The following is a 22,063-nucleotide window of genomic DNA, read 5'->3' as shown; positions in this document are numbered from 1 at the left end:
TCCTCGCCTGATGGCAGAGGGGGAATGGATGGATTGGTCCAGCGTGCTGGGCAGTGCATTGATCGGCGCCGTGGCGGGAGGTGTCGTGGGACTCCTGGGCCGCGTGTTGAAACTGGGGAAGAACGTCTCGGTGGCGCTCGTCACCGTGGCGGCGTTGAGCTCGTCCATGGGCTGGCGCGCGTACCAACAACGGCGGCCCGTGGACTACGACAGCATGGTGGAGACGCTCATCGCGAACGAGTCCAGCGGCGGCCTGGATCGCTACCTGCGGCAATGGGCCCTGGCCACGAAGGACCACCCCGAAATCCGGCAGTGGTTCGAGGTCACTCCCACCATGAATCGCCAGGAGCGGCAACAGCAGTCCATTCAGCTGGCGCAGGCCGGACTGCGCCGGCTCTCCGACCGGGTCCTGATACAGCGGGCAGAAGCCCTCTCCCTGATCGTGGACCTGGCCGACGAGAAGGACTGCGCCGCGTTCGGCCGTGGCAACGTCACGGATGCTGGACTGAACCGGATCTTCAGCCTCATGGATGACGAGACACTCGGGCGCATCAGCGTCATCGCGGCCAGTGCCCTGGCCGCGGAGCTGCGGCAGTCTCCCCTGTCCCGGCAGGCCATGACGAGCGACGTGGCACAGGCCTTCGTCGAGATCAGCATCCGTGTCGGCAATCAGGACACACAGCGGCTGGCCAACAACCTCCAGCGGATGAACACGCTCGCCGATGAAGAGGCCTGCTGGACGACCCGGATCCTCTACAAGCAGATCGCGACCCTCCGGGGCCGCAACCAGGACGCCCTGGCCCTGGCGCTCGTCAGCAACTGAGCCGGGGGATGCCGGGGTTCCCGTGACACCGTGAAACAGGAAATGGCGCGTCTTTCCTGACACTTCCGGGGACCCTGCCCTGGCCTGCCTTGCCCGTCCCTCCGTCCCTTCCTAGGATTCAGGGCTCCGCTGATCTCCCCTCATCACCTGGAGTCCTCACCATGCGGTACACGCGTAAGAACATCTCCGAGCTGCTGAGCACCGTGCAGGGCAACCCCGACGTGGTGGGCTTCTGGACGTCCACCATCGGCGGCAACACGTACAACATCACCCCGTCGGCGGGCGGCAACATCCTCCAGGACATCTACAACCCGAATCGCAAGCTGTGCGAGGACGGCGGCCAGACCGTGTTCGAGGACGCGTCCCAGATCGGCTGCTACTAGCCCGCGGCCCGCGCCTTCCCTTCCGCCGTTCCACCCGCCACACGGAGGTCCCGATGCGATTCACGCGCAAGGATGTCTCGGAGTTGCTGGAGCAGGTCAACGGAGGCCCGGACGTCCAGGGCTTCGCCACGTCGAACTTCTCCAGCACCACGTACACGCTCGTCGCATCGGGGCCGGGAACGGTCTGGCAGGACCTCTTCAACTCGGCCCACCGGCTGTGTTCCGAGGACGGCGCGACGTCTCCCTCCGAGGACTGCGGCGGCGGCGCCTAGCCTGGCCCCGCGGTCCGCAGTGCCTCCCCCCGCTTCCCCCCGTCTCGCGGTCCCCTCATGAACACGCGCCTCACCCTGATCCTCAACACCCACATGCCGCAGGTGTTGGGCGAGGGGCCCCTCTTCGATGAGCCGGAGAACTGGCTCTTCGAAGCGCTGACGGAGACATACATTCCGCTGTTCCGGATGTTGGAGCGCTGGGACGCCCAGCGCTTCGCCGGCACGCTGGTGATGTCCTTCACCCCGTGCCTCTTCGAGCAGCTCGTCGCCTGCGAGGAGCGCTACACGGGTTACCTCCAGCTGCTGAAGCGCATCGCCACGCGCGAGCTGGAGCGCACGTCGCGGTTGGACCTCTACAACCGCTACGAGAAGTACCCCCAATCCCTGTCGGACGAGTCGCTCGCGCGGGTGCACCGCACCGCGGGCATGTACCTGCGGCGCGTGGAGGACAGCCTCGCGTTCCTGCGCCAGCACAGCCTGCGGGACGTGTTCGCGTCGCTGGGGCGCAATCGGCCGTCCAACGTGCAGCTGTGGACCTCCACGCCGCAGCACAACTTCCTGCCCTTCTTCCAGCCCGCCGTCGCGGACCGGCTGGTGGCGCGGGGCGTGGAGTCCTTCCAGGACACCTTCGGCCGCGAGCCGGACGGCCTTTGGCTGCCCGAGTGCGCCTTCCAGCCGGGGCTGGAGCGCGTGCTCACGCGCCATGGCATCCGCCGCACCGCGCTCAGCCTGACAGGCATTGGCGCGTCCCAGGCCCAGGACCCCAGCGGCGTGTTCCGCCACGAGGACCTGGAGGTGCTGGTCCACGACTACCGCATCGGGCTGTACCTGTGGAAGTCACCCGAGTCCACGTTCCCCGCGCACCCGGTGTACCGCGAGTTCTTCCGGGACGTGGGCTTCGACCTGCGGCCTGAGTACTTCGAGGAGCTGGGCGTGCCCGTGCCCGCGAACAAGCGGGGGCACGTGTGGACGGGCCTCAAGTACCAGGCGGTGACGGGCCAGAAGGTCGACCTGGGCCAGAAGGCGCTCTACGACGTGGAGGCCGCCCGCGCCCAGGTGAAGCATCACGTGCGCGAGTTCTGGGAGCTGTTGGACTCGCGCCGCTCGCTCGTCCAGGACGGGCAGACGTTCGTGCTCGCGTTCGACACGGAGCTGTTCGGCCACTGGTGGCATGAAGGCATCGACTGGCTGGAGGGCATCATGCAGCCCGCCGCGCCCGTTGAAATCCAGGCCGCCACGCCGCCGCCCGAACCGCCGTCGCTGCCCCGGCTCTACTATTCGACGTGGGGGCGCGACTTCTACAGCGAGCACTGGCTGACGCCGGGCAACGCGTGGATGTACGCGCTCATCAAGCTGGTGGAGGCGCAGCTGCCGGAGCCGGTGGACGCGGAGACGCGCGAGACGTGGCGCCGCTTCGAGGTCTTCAGCGGCAGCGACCTGCTGTTCATGATTCCGGACCCGACGCAGCGGGACCGGGCGCGGGCGCTGTTCCTCGCGCGCTACGCGGACGTGGTGTCGCGGCTGAAGGACTTCTCCTCCGAGCTGCTCACGTCGTTCCCGGTGGACCCCTTCAAGTGCGTGCTCATCCAGGTGAGCAAGGCCGGTGAGCAGGAGCAGCCGCCGTTCCTCTTGCGCCGGCTGTCGCTGGAGGGCGTGAACACCGGGGCGCGCCGGGAGCTGACGCTGGACGCGGAGGTGCTGGAGGTCGCGGGCCTGCGCGTCGCGTTCCAATACTTCCTGTTGCACCCGCAGGGCCGCTACGCGCTGCGCGTGGAGGGCTCCGAGCGCGAGCACGTCTTCCAGATGCCGGACTACGGCGTGCCGCTGCTCATCGCACCGGACACCCGCACCTATCCCAAGTACGACCCGGAGGTGCTGTACCAGAAGCTGGGTGAAATCTGGGAGGGCGACCAGCGGCTGCCCTTGAAGATGAACCCCACGCTGCGCAGCCGCCACATGTACACGCGCGCGCAGGTGATGGAGGTGCTCGCGGGCAAGCGGACCGCCGTCTTCAAGTACAACAAGGAAGGCTACGCGCTCCTGCGCTTCCGCGACCGGAGCCCGGCCCCCGCGTGCGTCGTCTTCGACGACGCGGTGACGCTCAGCGACGCGGGCACGTACATCCAGGCGGGTGAGCTGTCCGTGCCCGTGGTGAACGACCCGGCGGCCATCGCGAGCCATGACTTCGATGCGGTGGTCTTCACCTGCTCGCTCAACTTCGAGTCCGAGGTCCCGCACGTCCGCGCGCTGCTGGAGGTGGCCACGCGCAGGCGGCTGCCGGTGGTGTCGCTGTACGACGACATCCTCTATTACGACCTCTTCGACGGGCTGGAGCCGGACCCTGGCCTGTTCTTCCGCGTGGCGGTGCCGGAGCAGGACGCGCTCGCGAAGCCGGCCCTGGCGGACTACGGCCCGCGCAACCTGCTGGGCGTCTTCGGCACGGACACGGTGCAGGGCAAGTTCACCACGCAGGTCTACCTGCGCGAGGCGCTGGCGAAGCACGTGCGCGTGCGCCACCACGCCACGGAGCCCACGGGCATCCTGCTGGGCTCGGACACGGGCTACTCGCGCGTGCTGCGCGTGGAGCCCCCGCAGCGGCTGGCGTTCGAGCGGCGGCTCATGGCGGAGCTGGCGAAGGACTGCGACCTGGTCATCACCGGCGGGCAGAACGGCCTGCTCTATGTGCCGCAGGGCCTGGACCGCCGGGCCAACGCCTCCACGCTCATCTACGAGACGTTCCTGCCGCGCCTGGTGGTGCTGACCGTGGCGGTGGACACGAAGCCCGAGGACGTCATCGCGACGCGCGAGTACGTGGAGTCGCTGGCCCGCGAGCACCACGTGCCCTGCACGGTGGTGGGCCTGGCGATGATGGGCGGGCGCAAGCTCCTGGGCAGCCGCTGGACGGAGACGTGGTTCCTGGGCGTCCGGGATGAGGTCCTGGAAGAGGCGCGCCGGAAGATGGAGCAGCACACCGGCCTGCGCGTCCACGCCATCCCGGAGGAAGTGGACGCGCTGGCGCGGAGCGTGCTCACGCACCTGTGATGGAAGCGGGCGGCGAGATGCAGTCAGAAGAGGCTCCCGGGCTGCGGCAGTCGGCGCGCTATCTCGCCGCGCTGCTGCGGCTCTTGCGTCCCGCGTGGGGCTCGCTCGTCAGGAGCGCGCTGCTGGGCCCGATCATCGCCGGGCTCCTGCTCATCCCGCCCTTCCTCACGCGGCTGTTGTTCGACCACGTGTCATCCCCGCAGGACCTGGGGCTGTTGCACGTGCTGGTGCTGAGCATCCTCGCCGCGTCGGTGGCGGCGGCGCTCGCGGAGTCGCTGTTCGGCTACTACTCGTCGTACCTCACGGTGAAGCTGGAGAGCTCCGCCGCGCTCTACCTCTTCAACCACCTGCAGCACCTGCCGGACCGCTTCTTCTCCCGCCGTCAGGTGGGGGAGCTCACCAGCCGCTTCGACGACGCGAAGGCGGGCATGGCGCTGGTGCTGGGATTGATCCGGCTGGTCTTCTCACAGCTCACCTTCCTGATCGTCATCCCCTTCACCCTGGCGTCGTTCCACTGGGAGCTGGCGCTCGCGGCCGTGGCCACGCTGCCCCTGGTGGTGGCGGTGCCGCTCGTCATCGGCCGCGCCATGGGGCTCGCGTGGCAGGAGGTGACGGGCGTCCACGGGGCCATCCAGGCGCTCCAGGTGGAGACGCTGCGGCAGAGCCGCACGACGAAGGTGCTGGCGCTGGAGCCGTTCGTCTACCAGCGCGCCGCGGGGCTCATGCAGTCCGTGCTGCGGGCGCACCTCAAGGCCCACGGGGTGGAGGGGCTGCTGCGGCTGTTCGAGCGCTCGGTGGAGGCCGCGCAGACGGCGCTGTTCACCTGGCTGGGCTGGCGGCTCATCCTCCAGGGGAAGCTGACGCTGGGCGGCTTCGTGGCCTTCGTGGCCTATGCCGCGTACCTGCGCGGGCCGGTCATCGAGGTCATTGGCTTCGTCACCGGCCTGCAGCAGCGCGGGGTCCACCTGCGCCGCTTCTTCGAGTACCTGCACGAGACGCCGGAGCAGGACCCTGCGCGCTCGCTGACGCCGCCGGCTCCGGTGACCCAGCGGCTCTCTGGCGAGGTGGAGCTGGAGGACGTGTCCTTCGGCTACCTGCCCGGGCAGGACGTGCTGCGCGAGGTGAGCGCGCGCATCCGGCCCGGCTCGGTGGTGACCATCGTCGGCTCCAGCGGCTCCGGGAAGACGACGCTCGCGAGGATGCTGACGCGGCTGGAGGAGCCGGCCCGGGGGCGCGTGCTGTTCGACGGGCAGGACGCGCGGACACTGGAGCTGTCCGACCTGCGCCGGCAGCTCGCGGTGGTGTGGCAGGACGTGGAGCTGTACCACGGCACCGTGCGCGACAACCTCACCCTGGGGCTGCCCGCAGTGAGCGAGGAGGACCTGCGGCAGGCCGTGCGGCTGTGCGCGCTGGAGCCCGTCCTCGACGCGCTGCCGCAGGGCCTCGACACGCCGGTGGCCGAGGCGGGCGCGAGCCTCTCCGGCGGACAGCGGCAGCGGCTGGCGCTGGCCCGGGCGGTGCTCCGCGACGCGCCGGTGTTGCTGCTGGACGAAGCCACCTCGCAGCTCGACGTGGAGACGGAGTCCGCCATCGTGCGGGCGCTGCTCGCGCGGGCCCGGGAGCGCGGACAGACGGTGCTGTTCATCACGCACCGGCTGGCCAACGCGCCCCTGGCCGACGAGGTGTGGATGCTCGCGGGAGGCCGGCTGGTGGGCCAGGGACCGCACGCGGAGCTGCTCGCGCGCTGCGCTCCGTATCAGCGGCTGTTCCGTGCGGGCATGGGCGAGGCGGACGCCGCCTGACGCGGCGGACGGAAAGGTTCTGGTCATGGCGCACGAACTCCCACGCCCCACCGCACCGCTGCCGATTCTGGAGGACCCGGACCACGCCGGTCTCTTCATCGTGCGGCGCATTGGCACGCTCGCGTTGCTGCTCGTCCTGGCGCTGGGCGCGGGGATGGCGCTCGCGGGCTCGCTCGTGCACCTGACCGTGTCCGTTCCGGACGCCGTCCCGCCCCGCACGGAGACCGTGTCGCTGGGCACCTATGTGGTCCGGCAGCTGAAGCTCTGGAGCCCTTCGCGGCCGGGAGGCGCCTCGCCGTGAAGAAGGTGGGCATCATCGACAGCGGCGTGGAGGTGGCCTTCCTGCGCGAGCACGCGATGCACCTCGCCGGGGCGGCGTCCTTCTCGCTCGACCTGGAAGCGCAGGTGCTGGAGGCGCGCGCCTACGAACGGGAGGAGCTGGAGGCGTGGCGGGACGGCACGGGCGCGCTGGACCTGGAGGACACGCACGGGCACGGCACGGCCGTCCTGAGCATCCTCTACGACCAGGTCCGTCCCTGGCCGGACGTGGAGGTCTACGTCGCCCGCGTCCTCGACCGGAACAGCCGCGGACACTCGCTGTGCCTCGTGGAGGCGATGGGGTGGATGCTCGATGAGGTGGGCGTGGACGTGCTCAACCTGAGCCTGGGCACGTTCCACCACGCGCTGGAGGCGCCCATGCGGGAGCTCACGGACCGCGCGGCGGCCCGGGGCGCCATCATCGCCTCCTCCGCGGGCGGCATGCCCACCCTGCCCGCGCAGCTGGAGTCGGTGGTGTCCGTGGGCGACCCCGCCCTCATGGAGCGCGTGGGCGCGGACGTGAAGGTGGACCACGTCGTGAAGGAGCGGGAGGTGAAGCTCTACATGGGTGGCCACTGGATGCAGGTGCCCATGACGACGAGCTTCGCCTGCGCGGTGGCGGTGGCCGAGGTGCTGCGCGAGGGAGCTCCGCCAGGCTGGCGGCGCAGGCAGGGCTGAGCGCCTCACGGCGTGGGCTGCGTCACCTCCAGGTTGACGTCACCCAGGTCCAGCTCATCGCCTTCCTTCAACTTCAACGTCCGGCGCAGCCGTCCCTGGGTCGGACCGCCCTGGATGACGAGGACGCGCTCACCCGCGCGCACGCCACTGATGAAGAAGCGGCCTTCCTCATTGGAGGGCTGCGCCAGGGCGGTCTGCTCACCCTCAATGAAGATGAACGCGTTGGAGACGGGCGCCTTCGTGGTTGCGCTCAACACGCGGCCTCGCACGGAGGCAGGCGCCGACGTATGAATCTCCACTTCGAGCACCGCGCCCGTGCCGGGAGACGCCAGGGCCTCGCCGACGGAGCCATCCACCGTGCGAGCCATCAGCTTCACGGGCTCGGGCGGAACGTCGCGCAGCTCGAAGCGGTCGCCGGAGAACTCGAAGGGCCCCGTGCCTTTGGGAAGGAAGCCCTTCTGGAGTTGGAGCACCAGGGTGAAGCCCCGGACGGGTTCGCCCTTGCGCACCACGCGGCCACGGAGGAAGGCCGAGGGCCGCAGCCGCACGACCACGTCCCGGTCGGCCGTCACGGACACAGGCTCGCTCGAGCGTCCGCCGTTGCGCGCGGACAGCAGCACGCGACGCGCGGCGGAGCCTCCCACGCGGGTGAGGGGAATGGCGAAGCGGCCCTCGTCATCCGTGGGCGTCATGGACAGGGGGATGCCCTGTGCCTCCGGCGTCGTGAGGGTGATGACAGCGCGGGGAGAAGGCGAGCCATCCGGTTCCAGGACGACGCCCCGGTATTCGTTCGCGTCGTGCTTCTCCTCCCAGGTGAACTCGACCTGGACCGTCCTTCCCGCTTCCACCCGTACCTTCTGCTGTTGGCCCGGGTCGAAACGGCCGCGCGCCGTGAGCAGGAGCGTGTAGTCGCCCGAAGGAAGCACCATGCGGAAGGTACCTCCCGCGGTCACGACGACATGGCCCAGGCCTGGAGTCATGTCTTGCGGCACGTCATCCGCCAGGGCCGTCACCTCCATCATCGCGTCCGGAAGCGCCCCCCGGCCCGCGCGCACCCGGCCCTCCACGGTGCCCGTGCCCTCCAACGTGAAGTCCGCCTGGACCGTGCGGCTCGCCTCCACGGTGACGATCTGGCGGACGCCCGTCGTCGCCCCCTCATGGCGTGCGGAGAGGGACGTGAGGCCCGTGGCGAGCCCCTCGAGCCGGTAGCGGCCGTCCGTGTCGGTGCGGGCGTCGATGGAGCTCGCATCCGTTTCATTGCGCCCGATGCTGACGCCCGAGACCCGGGCCGCGGCCACCGGCGCGCCGCTCCGGTCACGCACCTGCCCCTCCACCGCGCCGTCGCGTGAGAGCTTGAACTCCACGGGGAAGCTTTCACCCTGGTTGACCGTCAGGCCCCAGCGGGTGGCGGGCGAGAAGCCCGGGGCCGTGACCTTCGCGTCGTAGCTGCCGGGAGCAAGCCCTCGCACGACGAAGTGCCCCTCGGCGTCCGACATGGCGACAGCGGGGTCTGCGTCCGCGCCGGAGAGGCTGACGTCGACACGCGCTCCGGCGAGTGGAGCGCCCTCGGACTTCTCCAGCACACGGCCCTCCAGCACCGCGCCCGGTCCCAGTTGGATGCGCACGTCGCGCACGGTGCTGCCGGCGACGCAGAGCACCGGCAGGTCGAGCGCGCCGGACTCCTCGCCTCGCCGCGCGGACAGCAGGTGGGAGCCGGGCTCCACCTCCACGGAGAAGCCACCCTGCGCGCCCGTCGTCACCGCCTGGGAGGGATTGCCGCCCACCCGCACCTCGGCGTCCGCGGCTGGCAGGCCCTTCGAGTCCACGACGAAGCCCTCGATGACGCTCGCCAGTCGGAACGCCAGCGTCAGCGGGCCGTCCGTGGGAATGCGCAGGCGGTTCAGCACCACGCGCGCGTAGCCAGGGGGCCGCGCCTCCAGCAGGTAGGTGCCCGGGGCAAGGCCGTCGATGCGGAAGTTCCCCCGCTCGTCGCTCGTGGCATAGACGCGCTCGTCATCAGGAGCGTCCGCGCGCTGCCAGACCTCCAGCTCGCGAGCATGCGCGGTGAGGACGACCTCCACGAGCGGCAGCGGTTCATTCGAGCCACGCACCACCGTGCGGCCGGTGAGCGATTGCGCGGGCTCCAGGGAGATGCTCAGCGCCGTGCGCGACTCACCCAGAGGGCGGACCACCTCGCGCAGCAGTGGGGCCCGGCCCGGAGCGCGCACCGCCACCAGATAGCGGCCAGGCCCCGAGGCGAGACGGACGTGTCCCGCTGGATCCGTGAGGCCGGAGCCCGTCAGCGTCCATGCGGACGCCCGCGCGCCCGGTGCGTAGAGCCGCACGGTGGTTCCGAGTGAAGGCTTCCCATCCGCGAGCACCTCCACGTCCAGGAGGCCATCCGCGTCACTCGGGGACTGCGATGTCGGGAGTCCTTCCACGGGGCCGGAGCGTGCCGGTGTGGACGCGAGGTTCGTGGGACGCTTCCGCGTCAGTGTGGCTTCCGCGTTGCCCTCCGGCGCGGCCGGTCCTCCAGAGCGCAGGGCCAGGAACAGCACGAGGCCGCACGCGACCAGGAGCACCACCCCACCGATGAGCCACCTGCGCATGACCGCCGTCCTCGTCCCCGCCTCCGGGGGGATTCCCGCAGGCAGTATCCCCCGAAGCGCCGCGCGCGTCCCGCCTTGCCCCCGAAGCCATCTGGACGGTGGGGTTCCCCCTGGAAAGGGAGCCGCGAGGTGACACACGATGACGCCATGCTCCTGAAGCATCTCTACAAGCTCAGCCTGGAGGCACCGAATCATTGGTGCTTCTTCATTGGCCTCGGTCGGGAGACGGATAGCACGCTCGACGGGCTTCGCATCGAGCGGTTGGACGCGTACATCCACGGATTCAGGAACGCGCAGCGCGAGCGGTCCGAAGAGTACCTGGAGGCCGCCGCCTTCTTCACCTGGTTGAGAGAGGTGGGCGAATTTCCGGGTCAGGGATGGCAGCGGAAGTATTACGTGGATGAGCGCGGGAGGGGTGCCAGTCCGCCCCGACATCCGCCTCCCGGCTCACATGGAAGCGGTTCAAGCCGCGCGCTGACGGCGTGCAGCAAGGTCGTGTCCCGAATGCTTTCCGCGCTCTGGGTGACAGGTGCAGCACAGGGCTTGCCAGGTCGTTGGGTCGGCCCGTGGCCGCGTGCCACACTTTCTCCATGGCTGACACGCTACCCACGGACGCAGCCCCTCCCCCCAGCGGCATCGAGCGCCGCAAGTTCCGCACGTGGCTGGTGGCCTCGCCCACGTTGAGGAACTGAGGCTACCGGGGCGCCGGCCGGAACCACGTGGGCTCGGCGCGGACCGTCGTGCCGCCCGTGAACATGCCTCCGGTGAAGAAGGCATCCTCGAAGAAGTGGTACGGGTGGACGAGCTCCGGGCGGCTCACGGCCTCCAGCTTCGCGGCGAGCTCGTCAGGAATCCGCACGTCGAGCGCATGCAGGTTCGCCTCCAGCTGCTCCATCCGCGTCGCGCCGATGAGGGTGGACGCCACGCCGGGCCGGCGCGTCACCCACGCGAGCGCCACCTGCGCGGGCGACCGGTCCAGCTCCGTCGCCACCTCGCGCAGCACGTCCACGATGGCCCAGTTGCGCTCGGTGAAGAGCTTCTCGAAGCCCGGGTTGCCTCCGCCCTGGATGGACGGCAGCCGTCCCTCGCCCTTCGCCTGCGTGCCCTCGCGGGTGTACTTGCCGGACAGGAGCCCCGACGCCAGCGGGCTCCAGGGCGTGATGGACGCGCCCAGCGCCAGCGCCGCGGGGATGTGCTCGCGCTCGATGTTGCGCTCCACCAGCGAGTACTCCAGCTGCAACGCGGCGACGCGCTCCCAGCCCTCCTGCTCCGCCAGCGTCTGCGCGCGAGCGAAGTACCAGGCCGGCACGTCCGACAGGCCGATGTAGCGGACCTTGCCCTCGCGCACGAGCGCGTCGAGCGTGCGCATCACCTCCTCCACCGGCGTCATGCCATCCCACGCATGCAGCCAGTACAGGTCCACGTAGTCCGTCTTCAGCCGCCGCAGCGAACCCTCCAGCGCGCTGCGGATGTTCTTGCGGCCGTTGCCGCCCGCGTTCGGGTCCCCGGGTTGGGTGTTGATGGTGAACTTCGTCGCGATGACCGCGCGGTCACGGCCGCCGGCCTGGGCGAAGTAGTCCCCGATGATGGCTTCACTGGACCCGCCCGTGTAGCCATCCGCGGTGTCCACGAAGTTGCCACCCGCCTCAAGGTAGCGGGCGAGGATGCGGTGGGCGGTGTCCTTGGGGCTGCCCCAGCCCCATTCAGTGCCAAAGGTCATGGCGCCCAGGCACAGCGGGCTCACCCGCAGGCCGCTGCGGCCCAACAGGTGGTACTGCGCCAGCGAATCGATGCGTGCGTTCGTCGTCATGGAATGCCCCCGTGTTGGATGCGCACAAGGTGCCTCCCGGAAGCCGCCGGATGAAGACGCGGAAGTTGCACGGACTGTTTAGACTTTCTTCGAAATGGCCCTGACACCCCTCAACGCCCTGACCGTGTTCGTCACCGTCGCCCGCCGGCGCAGCTTCAGCCAGGCCGCGAAGGAGCTGGGCGTGTCCTCGTCCGCGGTGAGCCAGGCGGTGCGCCAGTTGGAGGAGAAGCTGGGGCAGGCGCTGCTCGCCCGCACCACGCGCAGCGTGTCCCTCACCGAGGCGGGACAGCGGCTGCTGGACGAAGCCGGCCCGGGCCTGCAGTCCGCGCTGGCGGCGCTCGAACACCTGGCCGCCGGAGGCACCCCGGAGGTGACGGGCTCGCTGCGCCTGTCGGTGCCCGCGTTCTCCGTGTCACCCGTGGTGGAGCCGGTGCTGCCGCGCTTCGTCGCGGCCTACCCGCAGGTGCAGGTGCACGTGTCCGTGCAGGACGGGTTCGTGGACATCGTGAAGGAGGGCTACGACGCTGGCATCCGGCTCACGGAGGCGGTGCAGCGCGACATGGTCCAGGTGCGCCTGACGCCGGCCTTCCGCTTCGTCGTCGTGGGCACGCCCGCGTATTTCGAAAGGCACGGGACGCCCCGGCATCCCCGGGACCTGGGCCACCACACCTGCCTGGGATACCGCTCGCCCTCGACGGGGCTGCCCTACCACTGGGAGTTCGAACAGGGGACGAAGGAGCTCACCGTGCCGGTGAAGGGGCCACTCACGTCGGACAGCTCCGCGATGATCCTGAACATGGCCCGCCAGGGCCTGGGGCTCACCTACATCGCGGAGATCCAGGCGACGGCCTGGCTGCGCGACGGCGTGCTGCTGCCCGTGCTGGAGGACTGGGCCCCGAGCGTCCCCGGCCTCTTCCTGTACTACCCCCACCGGGCGAGGGCCTCGCGTCCGCTGCGGGCCTTCATCGAAATGGCGCGAGAGCAGCTCCCCCGCCGCTGAGCCGGGTGACGGCGGCTCGCGCCGCGACAGGCTACGCTGCCCGCCTCGAAGGAGCCGTATGCCCAAGGCCGTGGCCGCTCGACTCCCACTCGAGCAGGCGGGCATGCTGTACGTCGCGGAGTCCCCTTCTCAAGGACAGGAACATGGCGCAGCACGGACAGCGTGTCGGTCTCTTCATGGCGCTCACGATGGCGGCGGTCCTGCTGGGCGCTCCCGCTCACGCGGCGGATGCCGGGGTCGAAGGCAGGGACGCGGGCACGGCCGCCACGCCGGAGAAGGACGCCAGTGCGTCCCAGGGCGCCGGCCGCTGCACGGGCAAGGCGAACTTCTGTGGCGTCTTCTCCCAGATGTACTGCAGCAGCCAACCTGGATGTGCCTACATGTTTGGGTCCAATATGTGCGGCGGCGTGGCCATCGCGTGCGAGAAGGCCACCAACGAAGCGTTCTGCAAGAAGATCAAGGGCTGCTCCTGGAAGTAGCCCGCTCGCACACCCAGGGACGCCATGCCGAAGCGCGAATTCGACGAGGGTATCGACACCGCGACCCTTCCCCGCATCTCCATCCTGTTCATCCCCTTCGACGCGGCGAAGAAGTTCTACAAGGCCAACACGACCAAGGGCGTGAAGGGGCTGAGCGCGACGTGGGATGACACGGGGGCGCGGGTGGACGGGGCGAACCTCGCGAACCCGCTCGTCCCCAGCATGGGCGCCAGCGCGTTCCTGCAGGGGCCGGACATCGCCGCGAAGCTCGCGGACATCGTGCAGCAGGAGTGCGACCTCATCCGCAACATGCACGTCCGCGACGCCGACTATGACGACAACCTCCAGTCCTGGCTGGAGAGCAACGGCCCCCAGGCGGCGGACACGTCCCATTGGAGCGACCGGCGCAAGAGCCGCATCGAGCGGAACCTGCGCGGCTACAAGCACTACCCCGTCTTCATCTTCCTGTCGGAGAACCCCACGGGCTCGCCCTTCCCGGACCGCATCGACGTCTCCGGCCTGGGCATGTCCTACGTGCGCAAGCACCTGATTGACGACGCGACGGTGAAGGGCATCAAGCACGTCAACGAGATTGCCCTCTACCTGCGCGAGGACATCGACGGACAGCTGGACAACGTGAAGGAGGACGGCTTCTACCTGGAGGCGACCACGCTCACGCGCAAGACGGCGTCCATCCAGACGAAGCTGAAGTCCAAGGACGAGTACATCCTCAAGGTGACGCTCGGGAACCGGTATGGCTATTCGGTGACGGTGGCCGGGGTGCACCTGCGCGCGTCGCTGACGGGCTCCAATCCGCACGAGCGGCAGGTGGAGCGCAATGCCTTGCAGGCCTTCTGCAAGTCCGAGGGCATCCAGGTGATGGTGGGGGACTTCAACATGGACCTCCAGGAGACGGCCCAGGGAAGCCGGGGCGTCTTCTTCGACGGCCGGCCGGAGACGCAGCCCACGTACATGCTGGCCCACAAGAGCAGCGAGGCCATCCCGCTCTTCCAGCAGCAGTATTCGAACTCGGCGGGCAACGCCCACTACATGGGCTACTACCAGGCGGACACGGAGCACCTGGAGCTGTCCGGTCCCGGCATGTACGGCCTGATGGGCGCCAGCGGCTCCCGGCACCTGAAGTCCGAGGGCAAGTACTACTCGGACCATCCCTCCATCTACCTGCAGGTGAAGTCCACGCGCCTGACCGACGAGGCGCGCGACAAGATCTTCCGGCGGAAGATCTTCCGCATCGTGAAGCCCAAGTAGTAGGCCGCTCGCGTCAGTACACGTAGGGCGTTTTGCGCGCCCACTCCGTCTTGCCGTAGTGCTTGTGGAGGTACGCGAAGGCCTTCTTCGCCTCCGGGGTGTTCTGGCCGCAGCCGCGCTTGCTGGAGCGGACCGCTCGGAACAGCGCGATGGGCGAGCGCGGGTCCTGCGGGTGCGCCTTCGCCCAGTCCAGCGCCACGCGGGAGAAGAAGGCCACGGAGGAGCCCGCCTCGTTGATGGCCTTCCACTCCGCGGCGGCGTCCGCCCGCTCCTCCGGGCTCGCGAACGGGAGCGGCGTCTTCAGCGGATCCTCCAGGTCCTTCGGCCCCGGCACGCACCAGCCATTGCGGTACCAGCTCAGGTCCTCGGTCAGGTCCAGCTTCGGGGAGACGTTGGCCAGACGGTCCCTGGCGGGCTCCAACCTCGCGGAGACGACCGGCAGCCCCATGATCAGCAGCCGCGCGTCGAACTGACGCTCCTCCGCCGTGGGCCGCCCCACGATGGCCAGCAGCTCCGCGCGCGCCTTGGGCTCCGTCTCCGCGAGCGTGGTCGCCTGGGCCTTGAGCATGGCGTCATCCCCCACCACCGCGGCGCGGGCGAACACCGCCCACGACAGCTGCCGGCGCAGCTCGGGGGTCAGCGTGGGAAGCGCGGCCCATTCGCGCAGCCGGCGCGTGGGGACATGGGACTCCAGGAAGGTGGCCCGCGCGGCGCTGAGTCCCATCGGTGCACGGCCGTCCTGCTGGGGGGCCGTGACGAATTCCTCCACCAGGAACTGGGCCGCGTTGCGCAGGGCCTCGTCCCAGCCGTGCGCCAGATGCATGCGCTCCTCGCGCAGGGCGTTATCCGTGGAGGGCTGGTCGCGCACCAACTCCAGGGGAATGGCGTCCAGCCGCGCCCGGGCCTCCGCCAGCTGTCCCCGCTCCCGCAGCAGTTGCACGGAGCGCCACGCGAGCGTCATGCCCGCGGGGGACTCCACCGGCACCGCTGCCGCGTCCGTGAGCAACTGGGGCACCTCCGGCGCGTCCGCGCGGGCTGATAGCAGCGCGAGCACGAGCCAGGGCTGATGCCCGGACTTCTTCCAGCGGGCCACGGCGGTTGCGTAGGCCTTCGCGGGCCATGGCGCGGCTGGAGCGTCCGTCTCCTCGAAGGGAGAGGCGGACATGAGCCGGAGCCACTCGAAGAGCTCCGCCGCGCGAGGCTTCAGCCCCGGGCAGGTGACGGCGTTGCCCTCCGCGTCGACCCCCAGTGAGAGGCCGGCCAGCTCCGACTCCAGCCCGGAGCCCGTCCCCTTCTCCAGCACCCGCGAGAACAGCTCGCACCGCCAGGTGTCCCGCGACAGGCGCAACCGCACGAGGGACAGCAGGCGGCGCGCGGGGCCGTGCACCTCGCGCAGCTTCGGATCCGCGAGCACCTTCTGGATGGCCTCCTCCGCCCGGGTGAAGCGCGCGAGCGAGTCCTCGTCCAGCTTGCGCGCCTCGTAGTAGTCGTCCGGCTGGGAGAACAGCGCCTCGCGAACGCGGGTGCGCGCCACGAGATACGCGGCGAGGACCCGGTAGGGAGAGTCCGCGGCACTGGCGATGTTCTGGAAGGCCTCCGCCGCCTCCGTGAACTTCCCGCAGTACAGGTGCATGGACGCGGCCTGGTAATCGCGCTCGGCCTGCCTGCGCGCCTTCTCCCGCGGCGTCAGCGACTCCTCGATGCCCGACGCCGGGTCGGCCAGGGTGCAGCCCTTGCTGAAGACGTTGTCCTGGTTGCCACCCCACTCCTTCAGCAGGGCCGGGCGCTGCTTCCATTCCTTCGCGAGCGCGCGGGCCGTGGCCGCGGCATGCAGGAAGGCATCGCCGTGGATGTAGGCGTCGTTGGAGGCGTACACCAGCTGGTTGACGTCCACCTGCGGCAGGTCCTTGAAGGCTGCGACCTCCTGCCGGACGGCGGTCCATTGATCGCGGGCCCAGCTCGGGTCGGGCCCATAGCGGGACTCCGCGTCCATCCACCCCGCCACCAGGTGCTTCTGCTCATCCGCCGTGGTGGGGATGCCCATCATCGAGCGAAAGGCGAAGGCGAGGTACGGCGGATCGAAGGTGCGGCGGAGGATGCCCAGGCGCCCGGCGGCGTAGTGGCTGAAGGGCTGGTCGGGATTGTCCACGACGTAGAAGCGGGGCTCGGGCCCGGAGTCAGGTCCACAGGCGTCGGCGATGACAGGAGGCAGCAGGACCGCGAGGCCCACGAGCCCCAGGACTGTTCTTGCGTTCTTCATGGTCGGGTCTCCGCCACGGCGCGAGCGAACGCATCAGGCGTCCACGGCCGGGGGTTGAAGAGATAGAGGGTCGAAACGCCAGGAGGCACGGGCTGCCACTCGTCCATGGCCAGGCCCATGCTGCCCGAGCACGGACGGGGCAAGCCGCGCGCGAACCGGGCACGCCAGGCCGGCGCGTCCGGGCCCATGCGGAAGAGCTGCGGCACCACTTCGTCCACGGGCGCGCGCGCAATCCAGCTGCCGGTCACACACCACGACGCGAGCCCCGTGATGGACAGCGGCATCCCCGGAGGCAGGCGCGCGCGCAGCCGCTGGAGCAGGTCGACGTAGGCGTCGTATTCCGATGCACGGGCATCGAAGTCCAGTTGCAGCGCCGTCACGTCAGGGCGGCGGCGCACGAGCGCCTCCAGACTCCCAACCAACGACTCCAGGCGCTCCGGGCCGAAGCGCGCGAGCGAACTCCCCGGGAGCATCTGCAACCGCACGGTGGCCTTCAACGCCGTGCCCGAAGGAACCCGGAGCGGCTGCCTGCGGGGCAGCACGTGGACGTCCTCGTCCGTGAGGTCGAGCGTCGCGAGCAGGAAGGCGACGTCCACCGCCCGGCCCTCCAGGAAGCGCAGGTCCTCCGGCCGCTCCCAGGCCCAGAGGACCAGGCGGGGCGGCGGCGACACCGGCGTGGACACCGACAACGGCAGGCACAGCAGCGTGAGGACGGCGGTGGCCCGCAGGCCGCGCCGTGGGCCGGGTGCCGCATGCGGAATGGGAGAGTCGGGGAGCATCGCGGCCAAGGAGCCACGGCCGGGCACCCTGCCCGGCCGGCGTGGCGACATTTAGCAACCCATGCGCCAACCCGTCCCGGTCATGAGTCCAGGATCTCCCTCAGCACCAGCATCTTCGCCACCGGCGCCACGAAGGTGAGCTGGCGCATGCGGATGAGGTTGCCCCGGTAGTCGCGAGCGATCTTCTTGTTGTTCTTCCCGAACTCGTCGAGGTCTCCCCAGTCCAGGAACTCGGTGAACCACACCGAGTCCTTCACCTTGGGCTGCTTCTTCGTCGAGCGGTCGAAGAGGTCGTCTTCCTGATTGTCGTCTTCCTCCGCCTGGAAGAGCTTCGCGCCCATCGAGTCGACGACGGTCTTCATGCCGTTGACGTTGCCGTGTTTGAAGTACAGCTCACACGCCGGCATGATCAATTCCTTGAGCTTGCGGGTGTGCTCCTCCTCCGGGCTCAGGGTGTACTTGGCCGTGTTCGCGGACGCGAGCAGGGTGCCAATGGAGGTGACCTCCTGCTCGGAGCGGAAGTCCAGCTGGAGGTAGGGGCGGACCTCCGCGGCGAAGGTCATGTTGGGGTGGAGCAGGTCGTAGAAGGTGAGCCGGGTCCGCGCGATGCACTGGAGCGCGTCCGCATTGGAGATCCAGATGGGCAGCGAGTGCCGGGGCTCGGTCAAGAAGAGCACGGCCAGGAAGGACACCAGGGCGGACTCGACGGTGAGGTGCGCGGGCCCCTCCACCACCGTGCGCTTCTGCCCGAAGGCCTTCAGCTTGGGTTGGTAGAGCAGCGTCTTCTCCAGGAAGTTCGCCACCGGCATCGGCACTTCCTCACCAGTCCCCAAGAGGAAGCAGAGCAGCCGCGCCAGCCCCGCGCTGTCCCCGAAGAAGCGGGACTCCACCTCCTCCAGCAGCGCGTAGAGCTCCGCGTAGGACAGGTCCGCGATGCGCAGGCCGTCCAGGTCCTCGGCGGAGTCGACCTCCGGGGTGATGAGCTTGCCGTCCTTGTCCACGAAGGAGATGACGCGCGTCGCCCCTTCGCCGTTCTTCTTCTTCGAGTTGTGGATCCACACACCGGAGTGGCTGTTGCCGAGCCGGACCTCCGTGAGGATGTGGAACCAGCCATCCTCCGTCTTGTATTGGGCGACCTTCGCCAGCTCCGCCCCCTGCATGCGTTTGCGCAAGGCCGTCAGCCGCACGAGCGCGTCAATCCAGGTGTCCCGGTCCCCGGGAATGACCTCGACGTGGCTCATGTCGGTCTTGGCCAGACCGGAGTACCGGCTCTTCTTCTTCGTCCCGTTCGCGACACGGTCGACCGTCCGGTCCACGCGTGACACGAACGTCTCCGGAGTGGAGGGCGTCACCTTCTGCCCGACCCCCAGCTCGGACAGGTGTTTCGCCTTCAAGTCCTTGTAGCTTTGATGGAACTCGCCGAAGTCGGTGTTGAGACCAAGATAGGCCTTCTGCATCTTGAGGTCCGACGCGCCCTCCAGGAGCCCCGCGGAGACCGTGAACAGCCGCTTGGCGACGGTCTTCAGCGGGGTGAGCGTGTCGAAGCTCCGGGGGGGCTTGTGCCGGGACCGCTCCACCAGCCAGAACACCCGGTCCCAGGCTGCGGCGTCCTTGCAGGTGCCGACGATCTCGAACAGGTAGGACTTGATGATCGTCAGGGTCGTGCCGTAGCAGCGGGCGAGCTTCTGCTCGAAGACAACCCAGTTGTCCGTGTCCAGCCCGATGCCCGCGAACTTCGTTCGGATTTCCTTCGGAGGTCCCGCCATGCGCACACCATACGAACCGGCATGGCATGCACTCCAGGATACCGTGGGTGACGCGCCCACCGCCCGACGCCGCGCCACCTCCCCACATCACTTCCCGGCCTTCGCCCCCAGCATCCGCAGCGCCAGCTCCGCGTGCAGGTCCGCCAGCGCGTCCACGTCCAGCGCGGGCGTGGGTTCGAACCAGTAGGGCAGCCGCAGCCCCATGGCGGAGATGGCCGCGGCGACGACGCCCGCGTTCGGCACGGAGAACACGCCCTGCGCGCGCCCCCGTTCGATGACCGCCATCAGCAACGCCGACGACTGCTCCCGCAGCGCCAGCGACGGCGCCGCCAGCTCCGGCGGCAGCGCATGGATTTCGTCATTCACCACCACGGCCAGCTGCGGATGCGTCGCATGCAGCTGCGTGTGCGCCCGGACCAGGGCCCGGAGCTGCTCCACCGGCTTCGCCCCCGCGCCAAGCAGCGCCGTGCGCAAGCCCTCGTGGTGCGCCTCGTGCCCCAACCGCACCAGCTCCGCGAGCACGTGCTCCTTGGAAGGAAAGTGCGCGTAGAGCGCGCTGGGCCGCAGCTCCAGCTCCTTGGCCAGGTCCCGGATGGACGCGTCATGGAAGCCCCGGCTCGCGAAGAGCTGGAGCGCCGTCTCCAGGATGCGGCGACGCGTGCCGTCAGCCGACGCCGAGGCCGGAAGCACCGCCTTGCGCGCGCGAAGACGGGACGGAGAGGAAGACGCCATGGGGTCACCTTGAAAAACGAACGGTCGTTCAGCTACGGTTCTACCGACCCTGGAAGCGTAGTCCATCCTCCCCTCTGAACGGTCGTTCACCTGACGATGCCCACGTTCTCCCTTCCCGACGGCGTCACCTTGCACCTCCAGGAGTCCGGCGAGGGAGCGCCCATCCTGCTCCTCCACGGGCTGGGTTCGTCCGGCAGCGACTGGGACGCGGTGGTGCCCCGGCTGTCGGCGCACCACCGGGTGCTGGTGCCGGACGCGCGTGGCCACGGCCGGAGCGACAAGCCGGCGGGCGCGTATGGCGTGGCCCTCTTCGCCAGGGACATCGCCGCGCTGTGTGACGGACTGGGGCTGACGCAGGTGCACGTCATCGGTCTGTCCATGGGCGGGATGATGGGCTTCCAGCTGGCGGTGGACCGGCCGGACCTGGTGCGCAGCCTGACCGTGGTCAACAGCGGACCGGACATGGTGGCGCGCACGTTCCGCCGGAAGCTGGAGTTCGCGGCGCGCCTGCTGGTGCTGCGCCTGCTGGGTCCCCGGGGGCTGGCGAAGCGCGTGGCCCCGAAGCTGTTCCCCAAGCCGGAGCAGGAGGCCCTGCGCCAACGGGCCATTGAATCCCTGGGCGCCAACGCGAAGGACGTGTACCTGCGCGCGACGCGGGGGCTCGCCGGCTGGAGCGTCCAGGACCGGCTGAAGGACATCACCTGTCCCGTGCTCGTGCTGCACTCCGAACGGGACTACACGCCGCTGTCCACGAAGCAGGCCTACGCGGGCCGGCTCAAGGACGCATGGCTCCAAGTGCTGACGGATTCCGGGCATGCCGCGCCCGTGGATCAACCCGGACAGGTCGCCGACGCGGTGGAGAGGTTCCTCCGGGAAGTCGAGTCACCCGGGCGCATGACGCGTCCTGGCTGAAGCAGGAGACAGACACATGTCGGTGACTCGGAAGGTCCAGGCCATGGCTCGCATGGCGGTGGCGGTGTGCGCGCTGTTCTCGGTGCTGGGCGCCACGCCAGCCCACGCGGGCGAGTGGGTCCACGGCGTCTATTCCAACGTCTGGGGCACCCGGAGCTTCCAGCTCTGGGTCCCCACCGGCTACCAACCCGGTGAGCCGCTCCCGCTCGTCGTGGGGCTGCATGGCTGTCTTCAGAACCCGGACCAGTTCGCGGGCCTGTCGCGGCTGAACACGAAGGCGGACGCGGAGAGGTTCCTGGTGCTCTATCCCAATCAGGCCATGTATGCGAATGGCACCCAGTGTTGGAATTTCATGTTCTCCTCCAACCAGGAGCGAGGCATTGGCGAGCCGTCGCTCATCGTGGGCATGGTGGACCAGGTGAAGGGCCACTACGCGGTGGACTCGCGCCGCGTCTACCTGGGCGGCGTCTCCGCGGGCGCGGTGATGACCAGCGTCCTGATGGCCTGCCATTCGGATGTGTTCGCCGCGGGCATGGTGGGCGCGGGCGCCATGTACAAGGCGGCCACCACGGCGTCCGGCAGCCTCTACGCCATGACGTTCGGCAGCATCTATTCGCCGGATGACCGGGGCCATGACGCGTGGGCGTGCTCGGGCAAGCCGCGCCGCAAGGTGCCGGTGCTCGTGGTCCACGGCACGTCGGATGACGTCGTCAATCCCGTCAATGGACAGCAGGCCGCGCGCCAGTTCCTCCAGACCAATGACTACGGCGACGACGGCTCCAACAACAACAGCGTGTCCAACACCCCGGCCCGGACGACGTCCGCTGTTTCAGCCGGAGGCCGCAAGTACACCGTGAGGGACTACGTCTCCAACGGCGTGCTCCTGGTGCAGCACATCGAAATCCAGGGCATGGGGCACGCATGGCCCGGCGGTGACGGCGCCTTCCCGTTCGCGGACCCGGCGGGTCCCGACGGAACCACCATCATGTGGGACTTCTTCAAACAGCACTCCCGCTGAAGGGCGCGGCCCGTCCGGAGACTCCCGGACTACCCGGGAAGACGTGGACAGCCCATCCACCGCCATGTTGAGCTTGGGTCAAAGGCATCCATCGCCCGCACACCCGAGACG

Annotated in this window: 18 protein-coding genes; 12 read left to right on the top strand and 6 right to left on the bottom strand. The window is 69.4% G+C overall.

The window, feature by feature from the left end; translation table 11 throughout:
* The first annotated feature begins 28 nt into the window (after positions 1 to 28).
* The 7 genes from D7V80_RS09030 (at position 29) to D7V80_RS09000 (ending at position 7,318) form a co-directional block, all read left to right on the top strand.
* Entirely contained in the window at positions 29 to 823 is a 795-nt protein-coding gene (locus D7V80_RS09030; protein ID WP_147447026.1) for a hypothetical protein, read from the top strand.
* A 161-nt stretch (positions 824 to 984) separates the two neighbouring features.
* The gene (locus D7V80_RS09025) at positions 985 to 1,206 is read left to right on the top strand and encodes a hypothetical protein (RefSeq protein WP_120587768.1); all 222 of its coding nucleotides are present in this window, start codon (positions 985 to 987) and stop codon (positions 1,204 to 1,206) included.
* Positions 1,207 to 1,259: 53 nt separating this feature from the next.
* Entirely contained in the window at positions 1,260 to 1,478 is a 219-nt protein-coding gene (locus tag D7V80_RS09020) for a hypothetical protein (protein ID WP_120587767.1), read from the top strand.
* A 57-nt stretch (positions 1,479 to 1,535) separates the two neighbouring features.
* Positions 1,536 to 4,520, top strand: a complete 2,985-nt coding sequence (locus D7V80_RS09015) for a DUF1611 domain-containing protein (RefSeq protein WP_120587766.1) — start codon at positions 1,536 to 1,538, stop codon at positions 4,518 to 4,520.
* Between the two features lie 17 nt (positions 4,521 to 4,537).
* Positions 4,538 to 6,322, top strand: a complete 1,785-nt coding sequence (locus tag D7V80_RS09010; RefSeq protein WP_158616579.1) for an ABC transporter ATP-binding protein — start codon at positions 4,538 to 4,540, stop codon at positions 6,320 to 6,322.
* 25 nt (positions 6,323 to 6,347) lie between these two features.
* The gene (locus D7V80_RS09005; RefSeq protein WP_120587764.1) at positions 6,348 to 6,623 is read left to right on the top strand and encodes a hypothetical protein; all 276 of its coding nucleotides are present in this window, start codon (positions 6,348 to 6,350) and stop codon (positions 6,621 to 6,623) included.
* Positions 6,620 to 7,318 (top strand): S8 family serine peptidase, encoded by a 699-nt coding sequence (locus D7V80_RS09000; RefSeq protein WP_120587763.1) that lies wholly within the window; start codon positions 6,620 to 6,622, stop codon positions 7,316 to 7,318. Before D7V80_RS09005 ends, D7V80_RS09000 begins: the two co-directional genes overlap by 4 nt.
* A gap of 5 nt (positions 7,319 to 7,323) precedes the next feature.
* Here the strand turns inward: D7V80_RS09000 and D7V80_RS08995 are convergent, their stop codons facing one another.
* Both D7V80_RS08995 and D7V80_RS08990 read right to left on the bottom strand, forming a co-directional pair.
* A complete protein-coding gene (locus tag D7V80_RS08995) occupies positions 7,324 to 9,927 on the bottom strand; it encodes a carboxypeptidase regulatory-like domain-containing protein (RefSeq protein WP_158616578.1) in 2,604 nt (867 codons plus the stop codon).
* A gap of 694 nt (positions 9,928 to 10,621) precedes the next feature.
* Positions 10,622 to 11,737: an aldo/keto reductase gene (locus D7V80_RS08990; RefSeq protein ID WP_120587761.1), complete on the bottom strand. Its 1,116-nt coding sequence runs from the start codon at positions 11,735 to 11,737 to the stop codon at positions 10,622 to 10,624.
* Between the two features lie 94 nt (positions 11,738 to 11,831).
* Between D7V80_RS08990 and D7V80_RS08985 the strand changes: the two genes are divergently transcribed.
* The 3 genes from D7V80_RS08985 (at position 11,832) to D7V80_RS08975 (ending at position 14,485) form a co-directional block, all read left to right on the top strand.
* Positions 11,832 to 12,737, top strand: coding sequence for a LysR family transcriptional regulator (locus D7V80_RS08985; protein ID WP_120587760.1), 906 nt, complete (start codon positions 11,832 to 11,834; stop codon positions 12,735 to 12,737).
* A 143-nt stretch (positions 12,738 to 12,880) separates the two neighbouring features.
* Positions 12,881 to 13,216, top strand: coding sequence for a hypothetical protein (locus D7V80_RS08980; protein ID WP_120587759.1), 336 nt, complete (start codon positions 12,881 to 12,883; stop codon positions 13,214 to 13,216).
* Between the two features lie 24 nt (positions 13,217 to 13,240).
* Positions 13,241 to 14,485, top strand: a complete 1,245-nt coding sequence (locus D7V80_RS08975; RefSeq protein WP_120587758.1) for a hypothetical protein — start codon at positions 13,241 to 13,243, stop codon at positions 14,483 to 14,485.
* A gap of 13 nt (positions 14,486 to 14,498) precedes the next feature.
* On the opposite strand, the gene D7V80_RS08970 is transcribed toward D7V80_RS08975, so the two are convergent.
* The 4 genes from D7V80_RS08970 to D7V80_RS08955 form a co-directional block, all read right to left on the bottom strand.
* Positions 14,499 to 16,745, bottom strand: a complete 2,247-nt coding sequence (locus tag D7V80_RS08970) for a hypothetical protein (protein WP_120587757.1) — start codon at positions 16,743 to 16,745, stop codon at positions 14,499 to 14,501.
* Positions 16,742 to 17,524, bottom strand: a complete 783-nt coding sequence (locus tag D7V80_RS08965) for a DUF3142 domain-containing protein (RefSeq protein WP_120587756.1) — start codon at positions 17,522 to 17,524, stop codon at positions 16,742 to 16,744. Before D7V80_RS08965 ends, D7V80_RS08970 begins: the two co-directional genes overlap by 4 nt.
* 80 nt (positions 17,525 to 17,604) lie before the next feature.
* Positions 17,605 to 19,290 carry a hypothetical protein gene (locus D7V80_RS08960; RefSeq protein ID WP_120587755.1) on the bottom strand — a complete coding sequence of 562 codons (1,686 nt, stop codon included), beginning with the start codon at positions 19,288 to 19,290 and terminating at the stop codon, positions 17,605 to 17,607.
* Positions 19,291 to 19,377: 87 nt separating this feature from the next.
* Positions 19,378 to 20,022: a TetR/AcrR family transcriptional regulator gene (locus D7V80_RS08955; protein ID WP_120587754.1), complete on the bottom strand. Its 645-nt coding sequence runs from the start codon at positions 20,020 to 20,022 to the stop codon at positions 19,378 to 19,380.
* Between the two features lie 96 nt (positions 20,023 to 20,118).
* On the opposite strand from D7V80_RS08955, the gene D7V80_RS08950 reads away from it, so the two are divergent.
* Entirely contained in the window at positions 20,119 to 20,934 is an 816-nt protein-coding gene (locus D7V80_RS08950) for an alpha/beta fold hydrolase (RefSeq protein ID WP_120587753.1), read from the top strand.
* Positions 20,935 to 20,950: 16 nt separating this feature from the next.
* Positions 20,951 to 21,952: a PHB depolymerase family esterase gene (locus tag D7V80_RS08945; protein ID WP_120587752.1), complete on the top strand. Its 1,002-nt coding sequence runs from the start codon at positions 20,951 to 20,953 to the stop codon at positions 21,950 to 21,952.
* Positions 21,953 to 22,063: the final 111 nt, after the last annotated feature.

It is taken from the genome of Corallococcus sp. CA054B, assembly GCF_003611625.1.
In the GTDB taxonomy this organism is placed as follows: domain Bacteria; phylum Myxococcota; class Myxococcia; order Myxococcales; family Myxococcaceae; genus Corallococcus; species Corallococcus coralloides.
Note: the sequence above shows the minus strand (reverse complement) of the source record. Positions and strands in the feature narration are given on the sequence as shown.

Excerpts from the sequence above, each read along its gene's own strand:
- D7V80_RS09030 (WP_147447026.1), top strand. The coding sequence starts at position 29 with ATGGATTGGTCCAGCGTGCTGGGCAGTGCATTGATCGGCGCCGTGGCG.
- D7V80_RS09025 (WP_120587768.1), top strand. The coding sequence starts at position 985 with ATGCGGTACACGCGTAAGAACATCTCCGAGCTGCTGAGCACCGTGCAG.
- D7V80_RS09020 (WP_120587767.1), top strand. The coding sequence starts at position 1,260 with ATGCGATTCACGCGCAAGGATGTCTCGGAGTTGCTGGAGCAGGTCAAC.
- D7V80_RS09015 (WP_120587766.1), top strand. The coding sequence starts at position 1,536 with ATGAACACGCGCCTCACCCTGATCCTCAACACCCACATGCCGCAGGTG.
- D7V80_RS09010 (WP_158616579.1), top strand. The coding sequence starts at position 4,538 with ATGCAGTCAGAAGAGGCTCCCGGGCTGCGGCAGTCGGCGCGCTATCTC.
- D7V80_RS09005 (WP_120587764.1), top strand. The coding sequence starts at position 6,348 with ATGGCGCACGAACTCCCACGCCCCACCGCACCGCTGCCGATTCTGGAG.
- D7V80_RS08995 (WP_158616578.1), bottom strand. The coding sequence starts at position 9,927 with ATGCGCAGGTGGCTCATCGGTGGGGTGGTGCTCCTGGTCGCGTGCGGC.
- D7V80_RS08990 (WP_120587761.1), bottom strand. The coding sequence starts at position 11,737 with ATGACGACGAACGCACGCATCGATTCGCTGGCGCAGTACCACCTGTTG.
- D7V80_RS08985 (WP_120587760.1), top strand. The coding sequence starts at position 11,832 with ATGGCCCTGACACCCCTCAACGCCCTGACCGTGTTCGTCACCGTCGCC.
- D7V80_RS08980 (WP_120587759.1), top strand. The coding sequence starts at position 12,881 with ATGGCGCAGCACGGACAGCGTGTCGGTCTCTTCATGGCGCTCACGATG.
- D7V80_RS08975 (WP_120587758.1), top strand. The coding sequence starts at position 13,241 with ATGCCGAAGCGCGAATTCGACGAGGGTATCGACACCGCGACCCTTCCC.
- D7V80_RS08970 (WP_120587757.1), bottom strand. The coding sequence starts at position 16,745 with ATGAAGAACGCAAGAACAGTCCTGGGGCTCGTGGGCCTCGCGGTCCTG.
- D7V80_RS08965 (WP_120587756.1), bottom strand. The coding sequence starts at position 17,524 with ATGCTCCCCGACTCTCCCATTCCGCATGCGGCACCCGGCCCACGGCGC.
- D7V80_RS08960 (WP_120587755.1), bottom strand. The coding sequence starts at position 19,290 with ATGGCGGGACCTCCGAAGGAAATCCGAACGAAGTTCGCGGGCATCGGG.
- D7V80_RS08955 (WP_120587754.1), bottom strand. The coding sequence starts at position 20,022 with ATGGCGTCTTCCTCTCCGTCCCGTCTTCGCGCGCGCAAGGCGGTGCTT.
- D7V80_RS08950 (WP_120587753.1), top strand. The coding sequence starts at position 20,119 with ATGCCCACGTTCTCCCTTCCCGACGGCGTCACCTTGCACCTCCAGGAG.
- D7V80_RS08945 (WP_120587752.1), top strand. The coding sequence starts at position 20,951 with ATGTCGGTGACTCGGAAGGTCCAGGCCATGGCTCGCATGGCGGTGGCG.